The organism is Micromonospora hortensis, assembly GCF_022230935.1.
Taxonomy (GTDB): domain Bacteria; phylum Actinomycetota; class Actinomycetes; order Mycobacteriales; family Micromonosporaceae; genus Micromonospora; species Micromonospora hortensis.
In genome coordinates this window covers 45,890-64,616 of sequence record NZ_JAKKFE010000010.1, presented here as the reverse complement: position 1 = coordinate 64,616, position 18,727 = coordinate 45,890, and the positions used below count along the sequence as shown (strand labels likewise).

The following is an 18,727-nucleotide window of genomic DNA, read 5'->3' as shown; positions in this document are numbered from 1 at the left end:
GGTCGGTGCCCCGTCGACCTTGGTCGATCATCGGATCTCGACTTTGGTAGCTGGTCGGGTCGCCCCTCGGCTGCCTAGCATGGCGTCGTGACCAGCATCGCCGTCCCGGAGCACCCCTGGCTGCTGCCCGGGGCGCTGGCCGGCGCGGTCAGCCCGGACGCGGCGACCCGGCGGCCGCGCCGCACCACCCGGGACTGGGCGGTCGACACCCTGGCCTTCCTGGTCTCCCTGCTCTGGGTGCTGTTCGTCACCGCGGACGCCCTGTCGCCGGATCCGGCGATGGCGGTCCCGCTGCCGTACGACTGGATGACCGGCGTTGACGCGCTGCTCGGTCTTGTCTGCTGTGGGTTGCTCTGGCTGCGCCGACGGTGGCCGCTCGGGCTGTTGGTGGCCACGACACCGCTGACCCTGTTTGCGCTGGCCGCCGCCATTCCACTTCTCATCTTCTACTTCACAGTGGTGGTGCATCGACGGACGGCCGTCGCGATCGCGGTCACCGGTGCCGGCCTTCTCACGAACCTGGTCTTCAGTTGGGTGCGTCCGGATCCGCACATGTCGTACTGGGAGACCGCGTCCTGGGGTGTGGTGCTCAGCTTCGCCGTGCTGGCCTGGGGGATGTTCGTCCGGGCCCGCCGGCAGTTGATCATGTCGTTGCGGGAACGGGCCGAGCGGGCCGAGGCGGAGCAGCAACTGCGGGTCACCCAGGCCCGCCACCTCGAACGCACCCGGATCGCCCGGGAGATGCACGACGTGCTGGCCCACCGGATCTCGCTGCTCAGCCTGCACGCGGGTGCGCTGGAGTTCCGCCCGGACGCGCCGGCCGACGAGGTGGCCCGGGCCGCCGGGGTGATCCGGGGCAGCGCGCACGCCGCCCTCCAGGACCTGCGGGAGGTGATCGGGGTGCTCCGGGCCGAGGACGACGGTGCCGGCGACGCCCCCGAGCCACCGCAGCCGACCCTCGCCGACCTGCCGGCCCTGATCGCCGAGTCGCGGTCGGCCGGGGTGCGGGTGAACGTCAGCGACAGCGTCACCAGCCCGGGGGAGGTGCCGGCGGCGCTGGGCCGGGCCGCGTACCGGATCGTGCAGGAGGGGCTGACCAACGCCCGCAAGCACGCTGCCGGTGCGGCCGTCACAGTGGACGTGGCCGGCGGGCCGGGCGCCGGGTTGACAGTGGCGATCGGCAATCGGTGGCCGGTCGGGGCGCCGGCCGGCGACACTCTGCCCGGTGCCGGCACCGGCCTGGTCGGCATCAGCGAACGGGTGACCCTGGCCGGCGGTCGACTCGCCTACGGTCGGGACGACAGCGGTGACTTCCGGCTGGCCGCCTGGCTGCCGTGGCCGGCGTGACCAGCCCTGCCGGCGCAGCCGGACCGCCGGACGCGACCGGGCCGGCCGGCGGGGCCGCGCCGCCGGTACGCGTGCTGATCGTGGACGACGACGCGTTGGTCCGGGCCGGGCTCTCGATGATCCTCGGCGGTCTGCCGGACCTGGCAGTGGTCGGCGAGGCGGCCGACGGTGGCGAGGTGCCGGCGGCCGTCGCCGCGTACGCCCCGGACGTGGTGCTGATGGACATCCGAATGCCTCGGGTGGACGGGCTGACCGCCACCGAGGCGCTGCGTGCCCAACCGCACCCGCCGGAGGTGCTGGTGCTGACCACCTTCGACGCCGACGAACAGGTGCTGCGGGCGCTCCGCGCCGGGGCGGCCGGTTTCCTGCTCAAGGACACTCCACCGGCGGAGATCGTGCGAGCCGTACGCCGGGTCGCGGCGGGCGAGGCGACGCTCTCGCCGACGGTGACCCGGACGTTGATCGCCCACGTGACCGCAGCCGCCCCCGGCCCGGTCGGCCCGGACCCGCGCCGCGAGCGGGCGTTGCGGCTGCTCACCGGGCTCAGCGAGCGGGAGCGGCAGGTGGCTGTCGCGCTGGGGCGGGGCCACACCAACGCGGAGATCGCGGGGGAGTTGTTCATGAGCGTGGCGACGGTGAAGGCGTACGTCTCCCGGCTGCTGACCCGACTGGAGCTGAACAACCGGGTCCAGGTGGCGCTGCTCGTGCACGACGCCGGCCTCGTCTGACGAGCGGTTTCACACGCGCCGAATGATCGGGCACACCAACACGGATGAGGTTACACTCAAATTTGGTTGTTCCATCGTTGGTTGTGTCAGGGGTGTTCGTGGACGGCTTTGTCGGGCGGGACCGTGAACTCGATCTCCTGGGCGGCATGCTCTCTCGGGTGCGACGGGGTGGCCGTGCCGGTCGGCCTGGGCGGGCCCTGCTCATGCGCGGTCGCCGGCGGGTAGGCAAGTCCCGACTGGTCGAGGAGTTCGTGGAGCGGGCCGAGGTGCCGTACCTCTTCTTCACCGCCCCCGCGCAGCCGAGCGTCGCAGCCGAGCTCGCCCTCTTCGTGGAGGAGGCGGCCGCCTCGACGCTGCCGGGTGCGCAGATCCTTCGGGAGCAGCAACCACAGACCTGGGACGCCGCGCTGACCCTGCTCGCCGCCGCGCTGCCGTCCGACCGGCCCAGCGTCGTCGTCCTGGACGAGATGCCGTACCTCATCGCTGGCGACCCGGGCTTCGAGGGAACGCTGCAGAAGGTCTTCGATCGCGAGTTGTCCCGACGGCCGGTCCTGCTGATCTGCGTCGGATCGGACCTGGCCATGATGGAGGCCCTCAACGACTACGGCAGGCCATTCCACCAGCGAGCCACGGAAATGGTCATTCCGCCGCTGAGCCCGGCCGACGTCAGCGACATGCTCGGCCTGTCCGCCGCCGACGCGTTCGACGCCTACCTGGTGTCCGGCGGTCTGCCGCTGATCCTCGACGAGTGGCCGACCGGTGCGTCCGTCCGCGAGTATCTGACCGACGCGGTACGGGATCCGACCTCTGCCCTGCTGGTGAGCGGCGAGCGGGCCCTGGCGGCGGAGTTCCCGCCCCAGTCCCAGGCGGGTCTGGTGCTGCGTGCCATCGGTTCCGGTGAGCGGACCTTCTCGCTGATCTCCCGCGCGGCAGGGGATCTTCCGCAGGCGTCCCTCAACCGCGCCCTGCGCCTGCTGACCCAGAAGCGGGCAGTGGAGGTCACCGTTCCGCTGTCGACCAAGCCGTCGCGGGAGACCCGGTACGCGGTGGCCGATCCGTACCTGCGCTTCTGGTTGTCGTTTCTCGGGCCACACCTCTCCGAGATCGAGCGGGGGCGTGGCGACCTGACCCTGGACCGGATCGACCGGTCGTGGACGTCCTGGCGGGGGCGGGCCATCGAACCTGTCGTCCGGGAGGCGCTGCGCCGGCTGCCCGGTGACCATCTTCCGGCGGAGGCGGCGACGATCGGCGGCTACTGGACCCGGACCAACGACCCGGAGATCGATATCGTCGGCGCCGACCGTGCGCCAGTCGCTCAGAGGATCAGCTTCGTGGGATCGGTCAAGTGGCAGGAGAGCCGACCCTTTGACGCGCATGACCTGGGCCGGCTGCTCCTGCACCGCTCTCTGCTGCCCGGCGCCGACGAGTCGGTGCCGGTCGTTGCCGTGTCGCGCAGTGGCACCGCCGTGGACGGCATCCGGGTGCTGTCGGCGGAGGATCTGCTTACCGCGTACCGGAATTGAACTTTCGTCCGGTGTCCGCCGTACCCATGGCCGAGGATGTCGGTGCGGTAGGTCCGCCGTACCGCTGCCGAACTGCGGGAGGCCTGCCGTGCGAGTTGGTGAGCAGTCGACGGATCCCATCGATCAGGTACTGGGTGAGGTGCCAATGCCGGCACCACTGACCCCGGAGGATGTCCGGCTCGCGGTCCGGGCGGTGGTCGTGCACACCGCCGAGGAGTGGCCCACCGGGCCGCTGTGCCGCAACGACGGCGCTTCCTACCCGTGCCGTCTGCACCGCTGGGGGCGTCGGGTGTTGGAGACACACGGGCTCAACGAGCGGCAGATCGAGGCGTTGATCCGGCATGGCAATCCGTTCGTGCACGTGCCGTTCCCGTTCACGGCGACCGGGCCGTCGCGGCAACAGGCCGCGCGGGTCGTCCCCCAGGGGGTACGGCCCACCGCTGCTGGCCGGCCGGTGACTCCCCCCGTCACCGCGCCGCGCTGGCCCCGGGCGAGCTGAGCGCGCTACCCCTCCGCCCATCCGACCCGGGGCGACACGACGTCGGCTCGACGCGAGGATTCCCCCTCCGCGTCGGGCCGACGTCGCTACGAGCGGGTGGGCTCAGTTGCCGACCCCGCAGTCCGGGGCGGACCAGCTCGTCGTGTTCGAGCTGTCGTCGCTGTTGTTCTCCCGACGTGAGTCGACGTGCACGTGGTCGTCGTGGTCGGGGTAGCCCGGCCCGTAGATCCCACTGAAGCCGCTGTTACGGGCGCCGCGGGCGACCTGGCACAGCGAGGACGTCCGTGAGGTCACGTCGGCCGCGTTGCCGTACAGGTGTTGGCTGTCGGACGCCCCGCCGACCTGGTTGTTGCAGGCGCGACTGCGGAAACCGCTCGACACGTTGAGCGGTTTGTCACCGAGGCTCTTGCGCAGCGCCTCAAGCTTCCACATGGTGCGCAGCGCGTTCTGCTTGGTCTGGTTCGCCGACAGCGGGCCGCCGCTCCACCCGCTCCCGCCGCACCCGTTGTCCAACTCGCCGTAGGTGAAGTGCGCGGGCGTGCAGTCGTTGTCCTGGAGTTGGTACAGCTTGGCGAAGGTCTGTGGGCCGGCGATGCCGTCGGCGCGCAGCCCGTACGCCTGCTGGAACCGCTTGACCGCGGCGGCGGTCTTCGGCCCGTAGCGGCCGTCGTTCTCCACGATGTCCCGGTAGCCGGCCCACCCGGCGACCCGGATCTGCAACTGGCGGACGTCGTCGCCGGAGCGCCCCTGGGTCAGGGTGCGGTTCCAGGTGTAACAGCCGTCCGCGTACGCCGCCGGTGCGGCGATCACCGTGGCGATTGCGGCCCCGGGCAGTGCCAGGGCGAATGCGACGGCGACCCGCTTCAAGGTGTTTACGCGCACAGAAGTCCTCCCGATAGGAGAGCGAATGGGGTGGCTCCAGGACATCGACCGAGAAGTCCCGTGATTTCCACCCTCGCACTGATCAGTGCGGTTGGAGGTGGTTAACGAGAATCGTGCTCACAATCCGCTGTCCCTGGGTATTGCCTGGGAATTCGGCTGATTTGCGAAACAGCCATTTCCGGCCGATCGCCCCTCCTGCGGTCAAGGGCACCGAACGTCGCAATCTGCCACACGGCGGGTGATGTTCCCGGGGTGATGGCGGCCGGTAACGTCAGCCCCCGGGCGGCGGACTGGCGGAGGTGCGCGTGGCACGCGGTGGCGTCTTCTGTGTCGAGGGTCAGTGGCACCGTGACCTCAACGAACGGGGCTCGGTGCTGCCCACGCTGGAGCTGCTGGAGCGGCTGGGCAAGATCCGCTTCATCCACAAGGACGCGGCCACCCGCGACGAGTTGTTCTACTTCCTGGACCGTTGGCTGCTCAAGCAGTACGCCGACCACCGGGTCGGCTTCTTCGCCATGCACGGTGAGCCGAGCCGGCTCTGCCTCACCGACTGGCAGTCAGTGGAGTTGAACGAGGTGGCCGAGCTGATGGCCGGCCGCGCCGAGGGCCGGCGACTCTATTTCGGCAGCTGCTCGGTGCTGCGCGCCTCGGACGCGGTGCTGCGCGAGTTCCTGGAGGTCACCGGAGCCGCTCTGATCTGCGGTTTCACCCGGGAGGTCGACTGGGTCGAATCGGCAGCCTTCGAAACGGTGCTCCTCGACGTGCTCGCCAACGGCCAGCGACACAATGCCGCCGAGCTGCGGATGGGCTCCGCCCACTGGGCGCCGCTCGCGTCGTACCTCGGTTTTCGGGTGATCTACGCCAACGGTCGGGCCTGGCGTCCGTCCGGCCGCCCCCGGGTGCCCACCCAGGCGGTTCACCGCGCCGCGGCCCGACCCCGCTGACCCGCCGCCACCGTTGCGCCCGCACCCTGGTAGGAACGGGGAATGGCACGCAGCATCGCAAGGAACACCCGGGTCGACCGGGACGGCCTGCTCGACTTCCTCCGGCCGCGACACCGCGTCGTGCTGATGACCACCCGGGCCGACGGGCGACCGCAGTCCTCCCCGGTCTCCGCCGGGGTCGACGGGCAGGGGCGGCTGGTCGTCTCCACCTACCCCGAGCGGGCCAAGGTGACCAACCTCCGCCGCGACCCCCGGGTGTCGGCCTGCGTGCTCAGCGACGACTGGAACGGCCCCTGGGTGCAGATCGACGGCACCGCCGAGGTGCTCGACCTGCCCGAGGCGCTGGAGCCGCTGGTCGAATACTTCCGCAGCATCTCCGGCGAGCACCCGGACTGGGACGACTACCGGGCGGCGATGGTGCGTCAGGGCAAGTCGCTGATCCGGGTCACCATCGACGCCTGGGGTCCGATCGCCACCGGTGGCTTCCCGGCCCGCCTCGCCGACTGACCGTTCCTTCGCCGGGCATTCCGTCGATCTTGCAGTTTCTGTCCCGACAAACGACTCATCAGGGTCATCTAGACAACACAAAGTGCAAGATCGGCAGGGCTGGGTGGGGTCCGTCAGCGCCTCCGGCGGGGTCAGTCGACCAGGGCGGCGTAGACGAGCTGGCGCAGCTGGGAGCGGAGCGGGTAGGTGCTCGACGGCATCAGCTGCGTGAACAGCAGCGCGGTGATCTCCTCGGCCGGGTCGACCCAGAACGCGGTGCTGGCCACCCCGCCCCAGTAGTACTCGCCGACGCTGCTGGGCACCCGGCTGGGGATCGGGTCGTCGACCACCGCGAAGCCGAGGCCGAAGCCGATCCCGTCCAGGGTGGTCTCGGCGAAGCCGCCGGTGGACAGGGTGCCCAGGTCCTGACCGCCGGGCAGGTGGTTGCGGGTCATGAACCGCACCGTGCGCGGCCCGAGTAGCCGGACGCCGTCCAGCTCGCCGCCGCGCAGCAGCAACTGCGTGAACCGGTGGTAGTCGGCGGCGCTGGAGATCAGGCCGCCACCGCCGGAGAGCAGCGCCGGCTTGCCGAACGCGAGCGACCCCAGGCTGTCGTAGCGGACGGCCCGGCCGCTGCGCGGTTCCGGTACGTAGAGCGCGGCCAGCCGGTCGGCCTCGTCGCCCTCCACCCACCAGCGGGTGTCGGTCATGCCCAGTGGGTCGAAGATCCGGTCGGCGAAGAACGCGTCGAGGCTCTGCCCGGAGATCACCTCGACGAGTCGGCCCAGCACGTCGGTGGCGACGGAGTAGCCCCACGCCGAGCCGGGCTGAAACAGCAGCGGCAGTTCGCCGAAGGCCGCACAGGCGCCGGCCAGGTCGACGTCCGCCGGCGGGTACAGGTCGTAGCCGGCGGCCCGGTAGAGCCCGTCGACCACCGAGGTCTGCATGAAGCCGTACGTCAGGCCGGCCGTGTGGGTGAGCAGGTGCCAGACCCGGATCGGCTCGACCGCCGGCACCGTGTACGGCTTGAGCGCCGACCCCTTGGAGTAGACCCGCAGGTCTGCGAACTCGGGCAGCCAGCGGCTGATCTCGTCGGTCAGCTCGAACCGGCCCTCCTCCCACAGCATCATCGCCGCGACCGAGGTGACCGGCTTGGTCATCGAGTAGATCCGCCACAGAGTGTCGGCCTCGACCGGTGCGCCCGACTCCCGGTCGCGCAGCCCGTACGTCGAGGAGTGCGCCACCTCACCGCGACGGGTGACCACCACCTGCCAGCCGGCCAGCCTGCCGTCGTCGACGTACCGGCCGAAGTGCTCGTCGATGCGTGCCAGCCGCGCCGTGTCGAAACCGATCTGATCCGGGTCCCTGCTCCGAGCCACACTCACGCCGCCGAACGTACTCGCCGGTACACCGACACCGGAAGGGGGTCGGCGTCGGCCCGCCGGCCGTCGGCCGTCGGCGACGCCCACTAACCTGGCCGGATGCCGGAGTTGACCGAGGACGTGACCTTCCGCAACGAGGACTGGTACGGCGAGGAGCTGACCGACCGGCACTTCGTGGGTTGTGAGTTCTTCGGTGTGGACCTGACCGAGGCGGTGAGCAGGGGCGCGGTCTTCACCGGGTGCACGTTCGGCAACGTGGCGTTCAACGCCTCCCGGCATGTCGACTCCGCCTTCACCCGTTGCGTGTTTCGGCGGTGCAACTTCTTCGAGGCCGAGTTCACCGGCTGCAAGCTGGTCGGCAGCACCTTCAGCGAGTGCGATCTGCGTCCGTTGACGGTGGACGGCGGTGACTGGTCCTTCGTCGCGTTGCCCGGTGCCGACCTGCGTGGCATCCGGCTGACCGGGGTGCGCATGCGCGAGGTGGACCTCACCAGGGCCAACCTCACCGGTGCTACGGTCACCGGTGTCGATCTTTCCGGGGCGCAGCTGACGAACGTCCGGCTCGGCGGCGCCGACCTGCGGGGCAGCGATCTCACAGCGCTGGATCCGACGGTCGTCGAACGGGCCGGTGCCGTGATCGACGTCGAGCAGGCAGTGGTCGTCGCGCAACTGCTCGGCTTCCGGATCGGCTGACCCCGGAAGCACTGGTGGTCTGCCCAGGTGCCTGGGCGGGCGGCCGGGTTGTCCGGCAGCGTCCCATTGTGGGCTGGACACGTCCGGTAGTCCGGATCTAGCGTGTCGTCCACGCCCGGGGCAAACGTGAAACTGCCCACAGTGGATGGTGTGGTCCTCGGCGGTCCAAAACGGCCGGGCGGCGGAGTTGGAGGGGTCGGTGGCGGACGAAGACCGCACGCGGGCTGGTTCGAGGGCTGGCGACGCGCCGCCGAAGCACCGTCCGCGTGCCATTACCGCCGGGGTGACCCGCAGCGTGTTGCGCCGCGCCCGACAGCGGCGGCGCTGGGCGGTGGAGGGAGCCGCCGTCCTCGTCTGCCTGGTGGTGTTGATCTCGTACCTCGCCACCCGGTCCGGTCCGGCGCCGGACGACGACCAGGCGGGCCCGGGCAGTGTGTCCGCACGTCCCCCCGGTGTGCCGGCCGCCGACGGGCGCACCGGCGAGGCGGGGCCGGCGACGCCCGGTCTGCGTCCGCGCCAGCGACCACCCTCGCCGGACCCGACGCCGTCGGCCAGCACGCCCGCCCCGCCACCGCCGAAGCCCGATTCGCCGGCGCTGACGGTGAGCCGGGGCGAGATGCCCGCCATCGTCGACCTCACCGCCGTTGGCGCTCGGGACTGGGTGCACTGGGGGGAGCGCGGCGGCAGATCGATGAACCGCAAGCGTTCCGGCTCCGGCGAGATCATCGACGGAGGTGGCCCGGGCCGGCGGGTCGGTTGGGACGGCAACCAGGAGTACGTGCGCTGGGCCGACGGCACGCCGGAGCGGTCGACGAGCGGCAGCTCCAACGGCGTCTACGCCTGCGGTGCCGGGAACGGGTTCAGCGTCGCCGTCGCCGGCAGTGGTGAGCCGCGCACGGTCCAGCTCTACGGTGGCATCTGGATGGCTCGGGGGCGACTGGAAGCGCGGCTGTCGACCGGCGGGCCGACCAGCATCGCCCGACTCGAAGACCCCTACACCAGCCAGAGCGCCCAGTTCACCATCCGCTTCACAGCGCCGAAGGGTGCCCGGCTGCTGCTGACCTGGACCGTCGAGAAGGTCTTCACGTCGCACTGCGGCAACGTCGGCCTCCAGGCCGTGACGGTGCGGTGACTGACTGACTGATCGCTGTGCGTTCGGAGAGCGGGACAGTTTGTCCGTCGCAGACCGTCGAATGCGCCGTAACTTTCTGCTGTCCCCATCCGACCATCCAGTGTGGAGGCAGCGGAGATGAGTAGCATCGCCCACCGCGACCGTCGTGCCGCTTCGTCCGGCATCGGCGAAGCGTCCGGGGAGGTTCTTCGCGACATCCCCCTGCCGCCGTACGTCACGGGCGAGGACACCCAGTTCGCCGTACGGGCGGTGGTGGTGCACGCCCCCCGACGGTGGTCCGGGGGTGTGGTCTGCCGTAACGATGCCAGCCCGCACCCGTGCCGCCTGCACCGCTGGGGCACCCGGGTGCTGGCGCTGCGCGGGCTGCGGGCCGCTGAGATCGCCGCGCTCATCGAACGTGGTGACCCGACGGCGGTGGTCCCCCCACCGGACCGTCCGGCCTGAGCGCTCGCTGGGCCGGGAGGTGCGTCCGCGCCTCCCGGCCGTCGCTCAGCAGGTGATCGGTTTGATCCAGGAGCACTCGACGCCCTCCGGGGTGCGCGGCGTCTCCGGCACCGCCGGCGGGGCCACCCGTGCCGTCGACGCACCACCCTCGCGGAAGCCGGCCAGCGCCACGGCGATCTGGTCCTCCATCGACTTCACCGACGCCGTGAGGTAGTTGTTCAGCAGGATGGAGAACGCCAGCAGCCGACCATCGGCGCTGGTGACGTAGCCGGAGAGCCCGGAGACACCGGTCAGGCTGCCGGTCTTGGCGTGCACGTTGCCCGCGGCTGGCGTGTCGGCCATCCGGCTGCGCAGGGTGCCGCCGACGAACCGCTCGGGCTGACCGGCGATCGGCAGCGCCGCGTACCAGGTCGCGAACCACGGTTCGGCGCGGACGGCGCTCAGCAGGTCGACGAATTCCGCCGCCGGAATCAGGTTGCGTCGGGACAATCCTGAGCCGTCACGCTGGCGCAGTCTCCCGGTGTCCATTCCGGTGTCGGCGACGTATTCGCTGATCGCTGTGAGCCCGGCGGTCCAGGTGCCCGAGCCGGAGAGCACCCGACCGATCTCCTTGGTCAACACCTCGGCGTGCCCGTTGTTGGACAGCTTCAGGAATGGCGTCATCAGCTCGCCCAGACTCATCGAGTCGTGGCGCGCCACCGGGTCGGCCGTCTCCGGAGTGGGCTGGCCGAGCACGGTCCGGCCGAGCACCCGGACGCCGTGTCGGTGCAGTGCCGCCCGGAACACGTCGGCCGCGTAGCCGGTGGGTTCCCAGACGGTGACCCAGTCGCTGGCGGGTTCGTCGCCGACGGCGATCTGACCGGTCACCACGACGGTGTTGCCGCCGTGCTCGCGCTCGATCGAGATCGAGGTCTCGCCGTCGCTGACCGTCTGGGCGCGGTTGTCGACGCGGACGTACCCGGTGGCGGGGGTGGTGGTGACCACCGGCGGGGCGCCGGCCCGGCCCGCCGGTGCGGCGCGCACGATCACGGTGCCCGCGTCGTAGTCGGTGTCCGGGGCGATGGTCAGCGCCGAGACCTGCGCGGCGTAGTAGTAGGGCTCGTCGTCCCAGGTCCAGTCGGGGCCGAGTCGGGTGCGGTCGTAGCGGGTGTCGTCGGCGACCAGGTTTCCGGTGACCACCCGTACGCCGTCGGCGGCGACCTGCGCGGCGAGCGCGTCGTAGTCGGCGGCGAGCATCGTCGGATCGCCTCCGCCGCGCAGGTAGAGGTTGCCGGAGAGCAGGCCCGCACGGCGCTTGCCGCTGGCCCGTACGTCGGTGCTGAAACGGTGACCCGGGCCGAGCAGCTCAAGGGCGGCCGTCGAGGTCAGCAGCTTGGTGTTTGACGCCGGAACCAGCCGGCGGTCACCGTTGCGGTCGTAGAGCGTCTGTCCCGTGCTGGTGTCGACCACGACCACCGAGGCCTGCGCGCCGGCCAACCGGGTGTCGGCGAGGATCGTGTCGATGGTGGCACGCAGCTGGGTCGTCGCGGGGGTGGGCGACTCGGCGGTGGCACTGGGCGCGGCGGCGGTGGCCGCTGTGGCTACCAGCGCGAGCAGCGCGACGGCCGGGGGAAAGTGACGGCGATGCATCCGCTGATGCTGTCACGGAGATATTCGCCGGAGAAGGCCCTCAAGCGAAAGATATTGCCGTGTGGGCTACTTCGGCCCACCGACCGTCTTCTCGTGGCCACCCCAGTAGTGCCGCTGCGCCCCCATCACCAGAGGTGCGACCAGCGCGGCGAGCGCCCCACCGAGCAGCGGGAAGACGATGAACACCCAGAGTTGCCGTAGCGCCACGCCGCCCTCGAAGACCGCCGGGCCGAACGCGCGGGCCGGATTGACCGCGGCGCCGGTCAGCGTCACGCCCACCAGTTGGGTCACGGCCAGGGCCAAACCGATGGCCAGTCCGGCGGTTCCCGGATTCTCACTCCGACTCGTCACCACCAGCACGACCAGCACGAAGAGGAAGGTCAGCACGACTTCCAGCACCGCCGCGCCGCCCCGGTTGATGTGCGCGCCGTAGCCGTTCGTGCCCAGGGCTCCGGTCTGGTCCGCTACGTCACCCCATCGGGTCAGCGCCCAGAGCACGAAGCCCGCCACGGTCGCGCCGACGAACTGCGCGATCCAGTACGCCACAGCCCCGAGCACCGAGATCTTGCCGGAGAGCAGCACACCGAGTGTCACCGCTGGGTTGACGTGGCTGCCGGAGAGTGGGCCGATCGTGTAGACGAGGGCCACCATCACGAACCCGAAGGCCAGCGCCACCACCACCACGCCGCCCTGGACCCGTGCGGCGACCGCGCTGCCCACCCCGAAGAACACCAGCAGCAGGGTGCCGAGGAACTCGGCCGCGTACCGACGGAAGTCGCTCATTCACTCAGCGTAAGTGCAGCTCAGGCGGCCGAAGCCGTAATGGCCGTCTGTGATCGGCGCGACGGTCGAGGACGGGCACAGCGGTGACGTCCGGCGCGTTGTAGCCCACGTGGACACCCACTCCGCGGACGTGGTGGTGATCGGTGCCGGGCAGGCAGGCCTGAGCGCCGGCTACCACCTGCACCGCACCGGCTTCGCACCCGGCAGCGGCTTCGTCATCCTCGACGCCGACAACGGGCCCGGCGGCGCCTGGCAGCACCGCTGGCCGACGCTGGTCTTCGACCGGGTGCACGGCTTCCACGACCTGCCCGGGTTGCCGCTCCCGCCCACCACGCCGCATCGCCCGGCTTCCGAGCAGGTCAGCGCCTACTTCGCCGCGTACGAGAGGGCCTTCGACCTGCCGGTGCGGCGGCCGGTGCGGGTCCGGGGGGTGCACTCCCGCCCGGATGGGCGACTGGACGTGCACACCGACCGGGGCACCTGGACCGCCCGCGCCCTGATCAACGCCACCGGCACCTGGACGCGGCCGTTCTGGCCGCACTACCCGGGCCGGTCGACGTTTCGCGGACGCCAGTTGCACACCGCCGACTATCGAGGGCCGGCCGAGTTCACCGGCTTGCGCGTGGTGGTGGTCGGCGGCGGCACCTCGGCCGTGCAACTGCTCGGTGAGGTCTCCACAGTGGCGGCGGCCACCACCTGGGTGACCCGCCGGCCGCCGACGTTCAACGACGGGGAGTTCGGCCAGGAGCTGGGTCGGGCCGCTGTGGCCCGGGTGGACCAAGCGGTCCGGGCTGGCCGACCGCCGGGCAGTGTGGTGGGCGTGACCGGGCTGCCGGTCACCCCGGAGGTACGCCGACTGCGTGAGCGCGGCGTCCTCGACCGGCTACCCATGTTCGAGCGGATCACGCCCGACGGGGTGGCCTGGACGGACGGGCGGTTCGTGCCGGCGGACGTGATCCTGTGGTGCACCGGCTTCCGGGCGGCCATCGACCACCTCGCCCCGCTGGGGCTGCGCGCGCCCGGCGGCGGTATCACGATGGACGGCACCCGGGTGGTCGCCGACGCGCGGGTTCACCTGGTCGGGTACGGCCCCTCGGCCAGCACGATCGGAGCCAACCGGGCCGGCCGCGCGGCGGTCAACGAGATTCGCGCCTGGCTGGAGCCGGCCGCCGCTCTCCACTGACCTGGCTCTATTTGACGGATGGTCGGCCAGCGGGCACGGTGGGAGTGACGGGGCCGTCAGCTGCCCCGATCCGATGCGACGGCGATGACCGTTCGCCCCTCTGTCGCCTCCCACGTGTGCTCGTACGCGGGCCGACTGTCCGGTCCGCGCGGTATCCGACCGCGAGCCGACAATTCACGAGGAGTTCCATCAATGCTCACCATGACCGATAACGCCGTGCTCGTCATCCGTGACCTCGCCAACCAACAGGACGTCGCCCAGGACGGCGGGGTGCGTATCGCCGCCGACACCGAGGCGGGCTCGCTCACCGTCGAACTGGTGCCCGAACCGGCGCAGGGCGATCGGGTGGTCGACAACCAGGGCGCCCGGATCTTCCTGGACGAGGACGCCGCCGAGCTGCTCGGCGACGCGTCGGTGGATGCCACAGTCGACGACGAGGGCATCATCCAGTTCGGCTTCACCGAGAGGCAGTAGACCCGGCCTCACCGCAGCGATCGTCCCCGCTGCGGTGGCCCCTGCCCGGGGTGCCACCGCGGCGTGCCCTCCCCGGCCGGGTGCAACAGCGTGGCCAGCACGTGGGCCAGGTGGTGCGAGGTGCTCCACGCCGCCCAGTTGGCGGTCGAGCCGGCCCCGGCGCCCCGGCGGGCCCGCCGCAGCAGCTCATGGTCACCCCAGGAGAAGGCCGCCCCGGTGGTGGGCCAGTGCGGTGCCGACACCAGCGTGCGACACAGGTCGGCGAACCGGTCGTCGCCCCGGCCGCCGCGTCGCGCCCAGCGGTAGACCCACCAGCGGCCGTCGTCGGTGTAACGCACTGTCGGCAACCGGTCGCCAGGGTCACCGGTGCCCGGCCCGGCCGGGTGGACGCCGTAGTCGCCGTAGTCGACCCCGGCGTCGGCAAGTCGCCGCCACAGTTGCCAGTCCCAACGGTCCAGCGGGACCGGCTCGTCGGTGGGCAACCGGGACAGCGTCGGCGGCATACCGCCTGCCGCCACCGTCACCGACCGCCAGGCGTGTCGACGTGCCCAGTCCAGCAGGTGGCGTACCCGGGGCTCGGCGGTCCGCACGTCCGCCGGGCAGCAGACGTCCCCCGCGTCCACCAGCAGGTCGCACTCCTCAGGGGCGAGGCCGGTGAACCGCCAGATCCGTTCCACGGCTGTGGTGCTGGCGTCCGGTCCGGCCCGGTCCCGGCCGGTCCGCAGCCGGATGAGCGCGCTCCGGCCGTACGCCCGCGCCGCCGCGCCGTGCGCTACCAGCCGGTGGTCGCTCTCGGAGAGCCCGATCACCGGCACCACCGGTACGCCCCAACGGGTCAGCTCCGCCTCGGGGATGTCGGGCAGTGCGCTGACGTCGATGGCGGGCAGCAGCCCGGATGGCAACCGACGAATGGCGTCCATCGTGGACCGACCGATCGCGCCGATCTCCAGGATCGGGGCGACCAGCGCGGCGTACGCGGGATCGAGGTGGCTCAGGGCCTCAAGCTCGCCTCGTCGGTTGGCGAGGATGGGGCGGTAGACCGGTGCCGCCGCCCGGCCCCCGTGGGCGGGCACCATACTTCAATCTAGCCAGGCATACGCACAGGCCCCAGGAATGTAAGCCGGAATTCGGCTGCTCGACTGTCGGTTCGGCGACTACCATCCACCGATGCTCACGCCGATTCACCGTTACCAGTCCGACGAAGAGGACAGCGCGCGGTGGACCGGTTTCCCGTTCCGCGACGGCGACCTCGTGATCAGCACCCGATCCAAGAGCGGCACCACCTGGATGCAGATGATCTGTGCGCTCCTGGTGCTCCGTACCCCGGAGTTGCCGGCACCGCTGACAGTGCTGTCGCCGTGGCTGGACTGGTTGGGCGAGCCGCGGGCCACGGTGTACGACCGGCTGGCCGCCCAGCCACACCGGCGGTTCATCAAGACGCACACTCCGCTGGACGGGGTGCCGCTCGACCCTCGGGCGCGGTACGTGGTGGTGGCCCGGCATCCGCTGGACATGGCGGTCTCCCTCTACCACCAGAGCGCCAACCTGGACCGGGCGCGCATCGCCGAGCTGACCGGCCAACCCGCCCCGGCCGGGCCACCCCGGGAGCGGCCTCCGGTACGCGAGTGGTTGCTGAGCTGGGTCGACCGGGAGGTGGACCCCCGAGTCGAGCTGGACTCGCTGCCCGGGGTGCTGATGCACATTGGTGACGCGTGGGCGCGCCGGCACGAGCCGAACGTCGAGCTGGTGCACTACGACGACCTAATGGCGGATCTGGGCGGTGAGATGCGCCGGCTGGCCGACCTGTGGAACCTCCCGAGCCCGGGGCCGGAGTTGGTCGAGGCGGCCACCTTCGGTCGCATGCGGGAGCGCGCCGACCAGCTCGCACCGGACACGCTCGGCGTGCTGCGTGACCGGCAGGCGTTCTTTCGCCGGGGAGGCTCAGGCCAGGGACGCGACCTGCTGGACGAGACCGGTCTGGCCCGCTACCGGCAACGGGTCGCGGCGCTGGCCCCACCCGACCTGCTCACCTGGCTGCACCGCTAGGCCCCGGGCACACAAGAGCGCACGGCGCCGTTTCGACAGTTGTCGGAACGTCGCCGTGCTCTGGCCGTCTCCCACCACCGCAGCCGTTCGGCGGTACGTCGGCGGGGACCTGGCTCGACCGGCCGTTCGCGCCGGTCAGCGTTGTCGATCCCCGGTCCGCGCGGATCCAAACCCGCCACCCGTGGGGAATTGCACCATCCGCCAGTCCCGGCGTGGCGCGCCGCCAGACGGGGTATGAGCGTGGACATGGAGCATTTCACTATCGCGACTGTCGCCGAGAAGAGCCCGGATTTCCGGCGCGTGCTGTGGACCGGTGAGCACACCCAGCTGGTCATCATGACCATCCCCGCCGATGGGGAGATCGGCGAGGAGGTGCACGAGGACATCGACCAGATCCTCACCTTCGTCAGCGGCGTCGGCGAGGCGCGGGTCGCCGGCGCGAAGCGGAAGGTCGTCGCTGGCGACCTGGTAGTGGTGCCGGCGGGCACCAAGCACAACTTCGTCAACACCGGCCCCAACCCGCTGGTGCTCTACACGGTCTACGGGCCGCCGGAGCACGCCGACAAGGCCGTGCACAAGACCAAGGAAGAGGCCGACGCGGCAGAGGCGGCGGGCGAGGACGAGCCACCGACCGAGTGATCGTTCCGGCCTGATCCGGGCCGAGGCGGGTACCCCCGGCGGGTGGAGCAGCAGCCGCAGATCTCCGACTACGGGTTCCTCTCGGACTCTCGTTCGGGTGCCCTGGTCGGCAAGGACGGCTCGATCGACTGGTGGTGCCCGCACCGGTTCGACGGATCGTCCGTGTTCGCGCGGTTGCTCGACCCGAGGGCCGGCCACTTCCGGCTGGCGCCGGTCGGGTTCGGCGGTCCGGGTCACCGGGTGGAGCGTGCGTACCTGCCGGACACGTTGGTGCTGCGGACTGTGCACCACACCCCGCATGGCAGCGTGGCGGTCACCGACGCGCTGGCCGCCGAGGTCGGCGCCCGCGCCCACGAGCTGGGCAAGAACTCACCCGCGGTGCTGATCCGGGTGGTCGAGGGGCTCTCCGGGCGGGTACGGATGGCCTTGGACTTCGCGCCCCGCCCGGAGTACGGCCTGCTCACGCCGTACCTGCACGAGCAGCCGGACGGCGGGGTGCTGGCCGGCGCCGGCCCGGTGGTGCTGATGTTGCGCGCCGGGGGCCTGCACCTGCGGGCGGGCACCGACCGGGTGACCCACGAGTTCGAGGTCTCCGCCGGTCAGGTCATCGGGATGGACCTCGCGTTCGGCGAGGCGTACGGCGACCCGCCGGCCCGGGTGAACCCGCTGACCACCCTCGCCGAGACGACGGAGGCGTGGCAGGCGTTCCGGGAGACGCACGGGTACTCCGGCCGATACCCCGAACTCGTCAAACACAGCTCGACTGTCCTGACCGGCCTCACGTACGCCCGCAGTGGCGCGGTCGCCGCCGCGTTGACCACCTCGTTGCCGGAGCAGATCGGTGGCGACCGGAACTACGACTACCGCTACTCCTGGCTGCGGGACTTCTCGTTGACCATGCGGGCTCTCTGGGTGGCGGCCTGCCCCGACGAGACGTCCCGGTTGTTCGCCTGGGCGACCCGTTCGATCGGCCGGTTCGGTGATGAGCCAGTGCCGGTGCTCTTCGGGCTGGAGGGGGAACGCGACCTCTCCGAACACCACTGCAACCACCTGCGCGGCTACCGTGACAGTCGACCGGTGCGGGTCGGCAACGACGCCTGGCGGCAGCGGCAGCTCGACGTGCCGGGTGAGGTGATGTCGGCGGTGTGGCGGTTGCGCGACTACCTCGGCGCACGGTTCGAGGACGAGCTGCGGGAGATGGTGCTCGGGCTGACCGAGCAGGTGGCCGCTACGTGGCACCTGCCGGACCGGGGCATCTGGGAGACCCGCGACGAGGAACGCCAGTACGTCTCGTCCAAGGTGTCCTGCTGGTTGACGATGGACCGGGCGGTGGGGCTCGCCGACCGGCTCGGTGATCGGGCCGACCCGCATCGCTGGGCGCGGGTACGCGACGAGATCCGCGACACCGTGCTGCGCGAGGGGTGGAACGAACGGATCGGGGCGTTCACCGGCGCGTTCGGATCGGCGGAGCTGGACGCCTCGGTGCTCGCGCTGCCGGTCACGCACTTCCTGCCGGCCACCGATCCGCGGATGCGCTCGACGATCGCGATGGTCGAGCGCGAGCTGGGCACCGAGGACGGCCTGCTGCGGCGTTGGACGACCGACCCGGCCGGATTCCTGCTGTGCTCGTTCTGGCTGGTGGAATGTCTGGTGATGACGGGTGAGCCGCAGCGCGCCGAGGCGCTCTTCGAGCGAGTCGTCGGGTACTCCAACGACGTGGGGTTGTTCAGCGAGCAGATCGACCTGACCACCGGCACGCAGCTCGGCAACATCCCGCAGGCGCTCTCGCACATCGGGCTGATCAACGCGGCGTGGCGGATCACCGAGCCGGAGAGCTACTGAGCGGTCGGCGTTGCGCCCCGGAATCCTGCAACAGACCTGCAAACGCCAGGCATTGACGTTGATGGTTGGAC

The 18,727-nt window shown here is 71.1% G+C and carries 19 protein-coding genes; 14 read left to right on the top strand and 5 right to left on the bottom strand.

All coding sequences use genetic code 11. From position 1 onward, the window contains the following. Positions 1-87: 87 nt before the first annotated feature. The 4 genes from NIE111_RS06135 to NIE111_RS06120 all read left to right on the top strand — a co-directional run bounded on the left by NIE111_RS06135 (position 88) and on the right by NIE111_RS06120 (position 4,097). On the top strand, positions 88-1,347 hold the full coding sequence (locus NIE111_RS06135) for a sensor histidine kinase (RefSeq protein ID WP_238683442.1): 1,260 nt from the start codon (positions 88-90) through the stop codon (positions 1,345-1,347). Next, positions 1,326-2,075 carry a response regulator gene (locus tag NIE111_RS06130; protein ID WP_238683566.1) on the top strand — a complete coding sequence of 250 codons (750 nt, stop codon included), beginning with the start codon at positions 1,326-1,328 and terminating at the stop codon, positions 2,073-2,075. Before NIE111_RS06135 ends, NIE111_RS06130 begins: the two co-directional genes overlap by 22 nt. Positions 2,076-2,173: 98 nt before the next feature. Beyond that, on the top strand, positions 2,174-3,598 hold the full coding sequence (locus NIE111_RS06125; protein WP_238683441.1) for an ATP-binding protein: 1,425 nt from the start codon (positions 2,174-2,176) through the stop codon (positions 3,596-3,598). Between the two features lie 145 nt (positions 3,599-3,743). Beyond that, entirely contained in the window at positions 3,744-4,097 is a 354-nt protein-coding gene (locus NIE111_RS06120; protein ID WP_225855057.1) for a hypothetical protein, read from the top strand. A gap of 102 nt (positions 4,098-4,199) precedes the next feature. Here NIE111_RS06120 and NIE111_RS06115 read toward each other — a convergent pair whose 3' ends face one another. Next, on the bottom strand, positions 4,200-4,979 hold the full coding sequence (locus NIE111_RS06115) for a D-Ala-D-Ala carboxypeptidase family metallohydrolase (RefSeq protein ID WP_238683440.1): 780 nt from the start codon (positions 4,977-4,979) through the stop codon (positions 4,200-4,202). A gap of 305 nt (positions 4,980-5,284) precedes the next feature. Here NIE111_RS06115 and NIE111_RS06110 point away from each other — a divergent pair, with 305 nt between their 5' ends. Together NIE111_RS06110 and NIE111_RS06105 are read left to right on the top strand one after the other, a co-directional pair. Then, positions 5,285-5,923 (top strand): DUF6642 family protein, encoded by a 639-nt coding sequence (locus NIE111_RS06110; RefSeq protein WP_091393643.1) that lies wholly within the window; start codon positions 5,285-5,287, stop codon positions 5,921-5,923. Positions 5,924-5,965: 42 nt separating this feature from the next. After that, positions 5,966-6,430 (top strand): PPOX class F420-dependent oxidoreductase, encoded by a 465-nt coding sequence (locus tag NIE111_RS06105; RefSeq protein ID WP_238683439.1) that lies wholly within the window; start codon positions 5,966-5,968, stop codon positions 6,428-6,430. Positions 6,431-6,561: 131 nt separating this feature from the next. Here the strand turns inward: NIE111_RS06105 and NIE111_RS06100 are convergent, their stop codons facing one another. Beyond that, positions 6,562-7,794, bottom strand: a complete 1,233-nt coding sequence (locus NIE111_RS06100) for a serine hydrolase domain-containing protein (RefSeq protein WP_238683438.1) — start codon at positions 7,792-7,794, stop codon at positions 6,562-6,564. Positions 7,795-7,890: 96 nt separating this feature from the next. Here NIE111_RS06100 and NIE111_RS06095 point away from each other — a divergent pair, with 96 nt between their 5' ends. From NIE111_RS06095 to NIE111_RS06085, 3 genes are all read left to right on the top strand, one after another. Beyond that, complete coding sequence (locus NIE111_RS06095) at positions 7,891-8,484, top strand: pentapeptide repeat-containing protein (protein WP_238683437.1); 594 nt, start codon at positions 7,891-7,893, stop codon at positions 8,482-8,484. Between the two features lie 199 nt (positions 8,485-8,683). Further along, entirely contained in the window at positions 8,684-9,616 is a 933-nt protein-coding gene (locus tag NIE111_RS06090) for a hypothetical protein (RefSeq protein WP_238683436.1), read from the top strand. Between the two features lie 117 nt (positions 9,617-9,733). Then, positions 9,734-10,060: a hypothetical protein gene (locus NIE111_RS06085; protein ID WP_238683435.1), complete on the top strand. Its 327-nt coding sequence runs from the start codon at positions 9,734-9,736 to the stop codon at positions 10,058-10,060. Positions 10,061-10,105: 45 nt separating this feature from the next. On the opposite strand, the gene dacB is transcribed toward NIE111_RS06085, so the two are convergent. Both dacB and NIE111_RS06075 read right to left on the bottom strand, forming a co-directional pair. Continuing rightward, positions 10,106-11,689: a D-alanyl-D-alanine carboxypeptidase/D-alanyl-D-alanine endopeptidase gene (gene dacB, locus NIE111_RS06080; protein ID WP_238683434.1), complete on the bottom strand. Its 1,584-nt coding sequence runs from the start codon at positions 11,687-11,689 to the stop codon at positions 10,106-10,108. A gap of 66 nt (positions 11,690-11,755) precedes the next feature. Next, positions 11,756-12,472 carry an MIP/aquaporin family protein gene (locus NIE111_RS06075; protein WP_238683433.1) on the bottom strand — a complete coding sequence of 239 codons (717 nt, stop codon included), beginning with the start codon at positions 12,470-12,472 and terminating at the stop codon, positions 11,756-11,758. 109 nt (positions 12,473-12,581) lie between these two features. Here NIE111_RS06075 and NIE111_RS06070 point away from each other — a divergent pair, with 109 nt between their 5' ends. Beyond that, positions 12,582-13,655 carry an NAD(P)-binding domain-containing protein gene (locus NIE111_RS06070; protein WP_238683432.1) on the top strand — a complete coding sequence of 358 codons (1,074 nt, stop codon included), beginning with the start codon at positions 12,582-12,584 and terminating at the stop codon, positions 13,653-13,655. A 192-nt stretch (positions 13,656-13,847) separates the two neighbouring features. Beyond that, positions 13,848-14,129 (top strand): adhesin, encoded by a 282-nt coding sequence (locus NIE111_RS06065; protein ID WP_088946415.1) that lies wholly within the window; start codon positions 13,848-13,850, stop codon positions 14,127-14,129. An 8-nt stretch (positions 14,130-14,137) separates the two neighbouring features. On the opposite strand, the gene NIE111_RS06060 is transcribed toward NIE111_RS06065, so the two are convergent. After that, a complete protein-coding gene (locus tag NIE111_RS06060; protein WP_238683431.1) occupies positions 14,138-15,205 on the bottom strand; it encodes a beta family protein in 1,068 nt (355 codons plus the stop codon). Positions 15,206-15,296: 91 nt separating this feature from the next. Between NIE111_RS06060 and NIE111_RS06055 the strand changes: the two genes are divergently transcribed. The 3 genes from NIE111_RS06055 to NIE111_RS06045 all read left to right on the top strand — a co-directional run bounded on the left by NIE111_RS06055 (position 15,297) and on the right by NIE111_RS06045 (position 18,656). Further along, the gene (locus NIE111_RS06055) at positions 15,297-16,175 is read left to right on the top strand and encodes a sulfotransferase domain-containing protein (protein ID WP_238683430.1); all 879 of its coding nucleotides are present in this window, start codon (positions 15,297-15,299) and stop codon (positions 16,173-16,175) included. A gap of 246 nt (positions 16,176-16,421) precedes the next feature. Then, a complete protein-coding gene (locus tag NIE111_RS06050) occupies positions 16,422-16,814 on the top strand; it encodes a cupin domain-containing protein (protein ID WP_091397116.1) in 393 nt (130 codons plus the stop codon). 42 nt (positions 16,815-16,856) lie between these two features. Next, complete coding sequence (locus NIE111_RS06045) at positions 16,857-18,656, top strand: glycoside hydrolase family 15 protein (RefSeq protein WP_238683429.1); 1,800 nt, start codon at positions 16,857-16,859, stop codon at positions 18,654-18,656. Positions 18,657-18,727 lie beyond the last annotated feature (71 nt).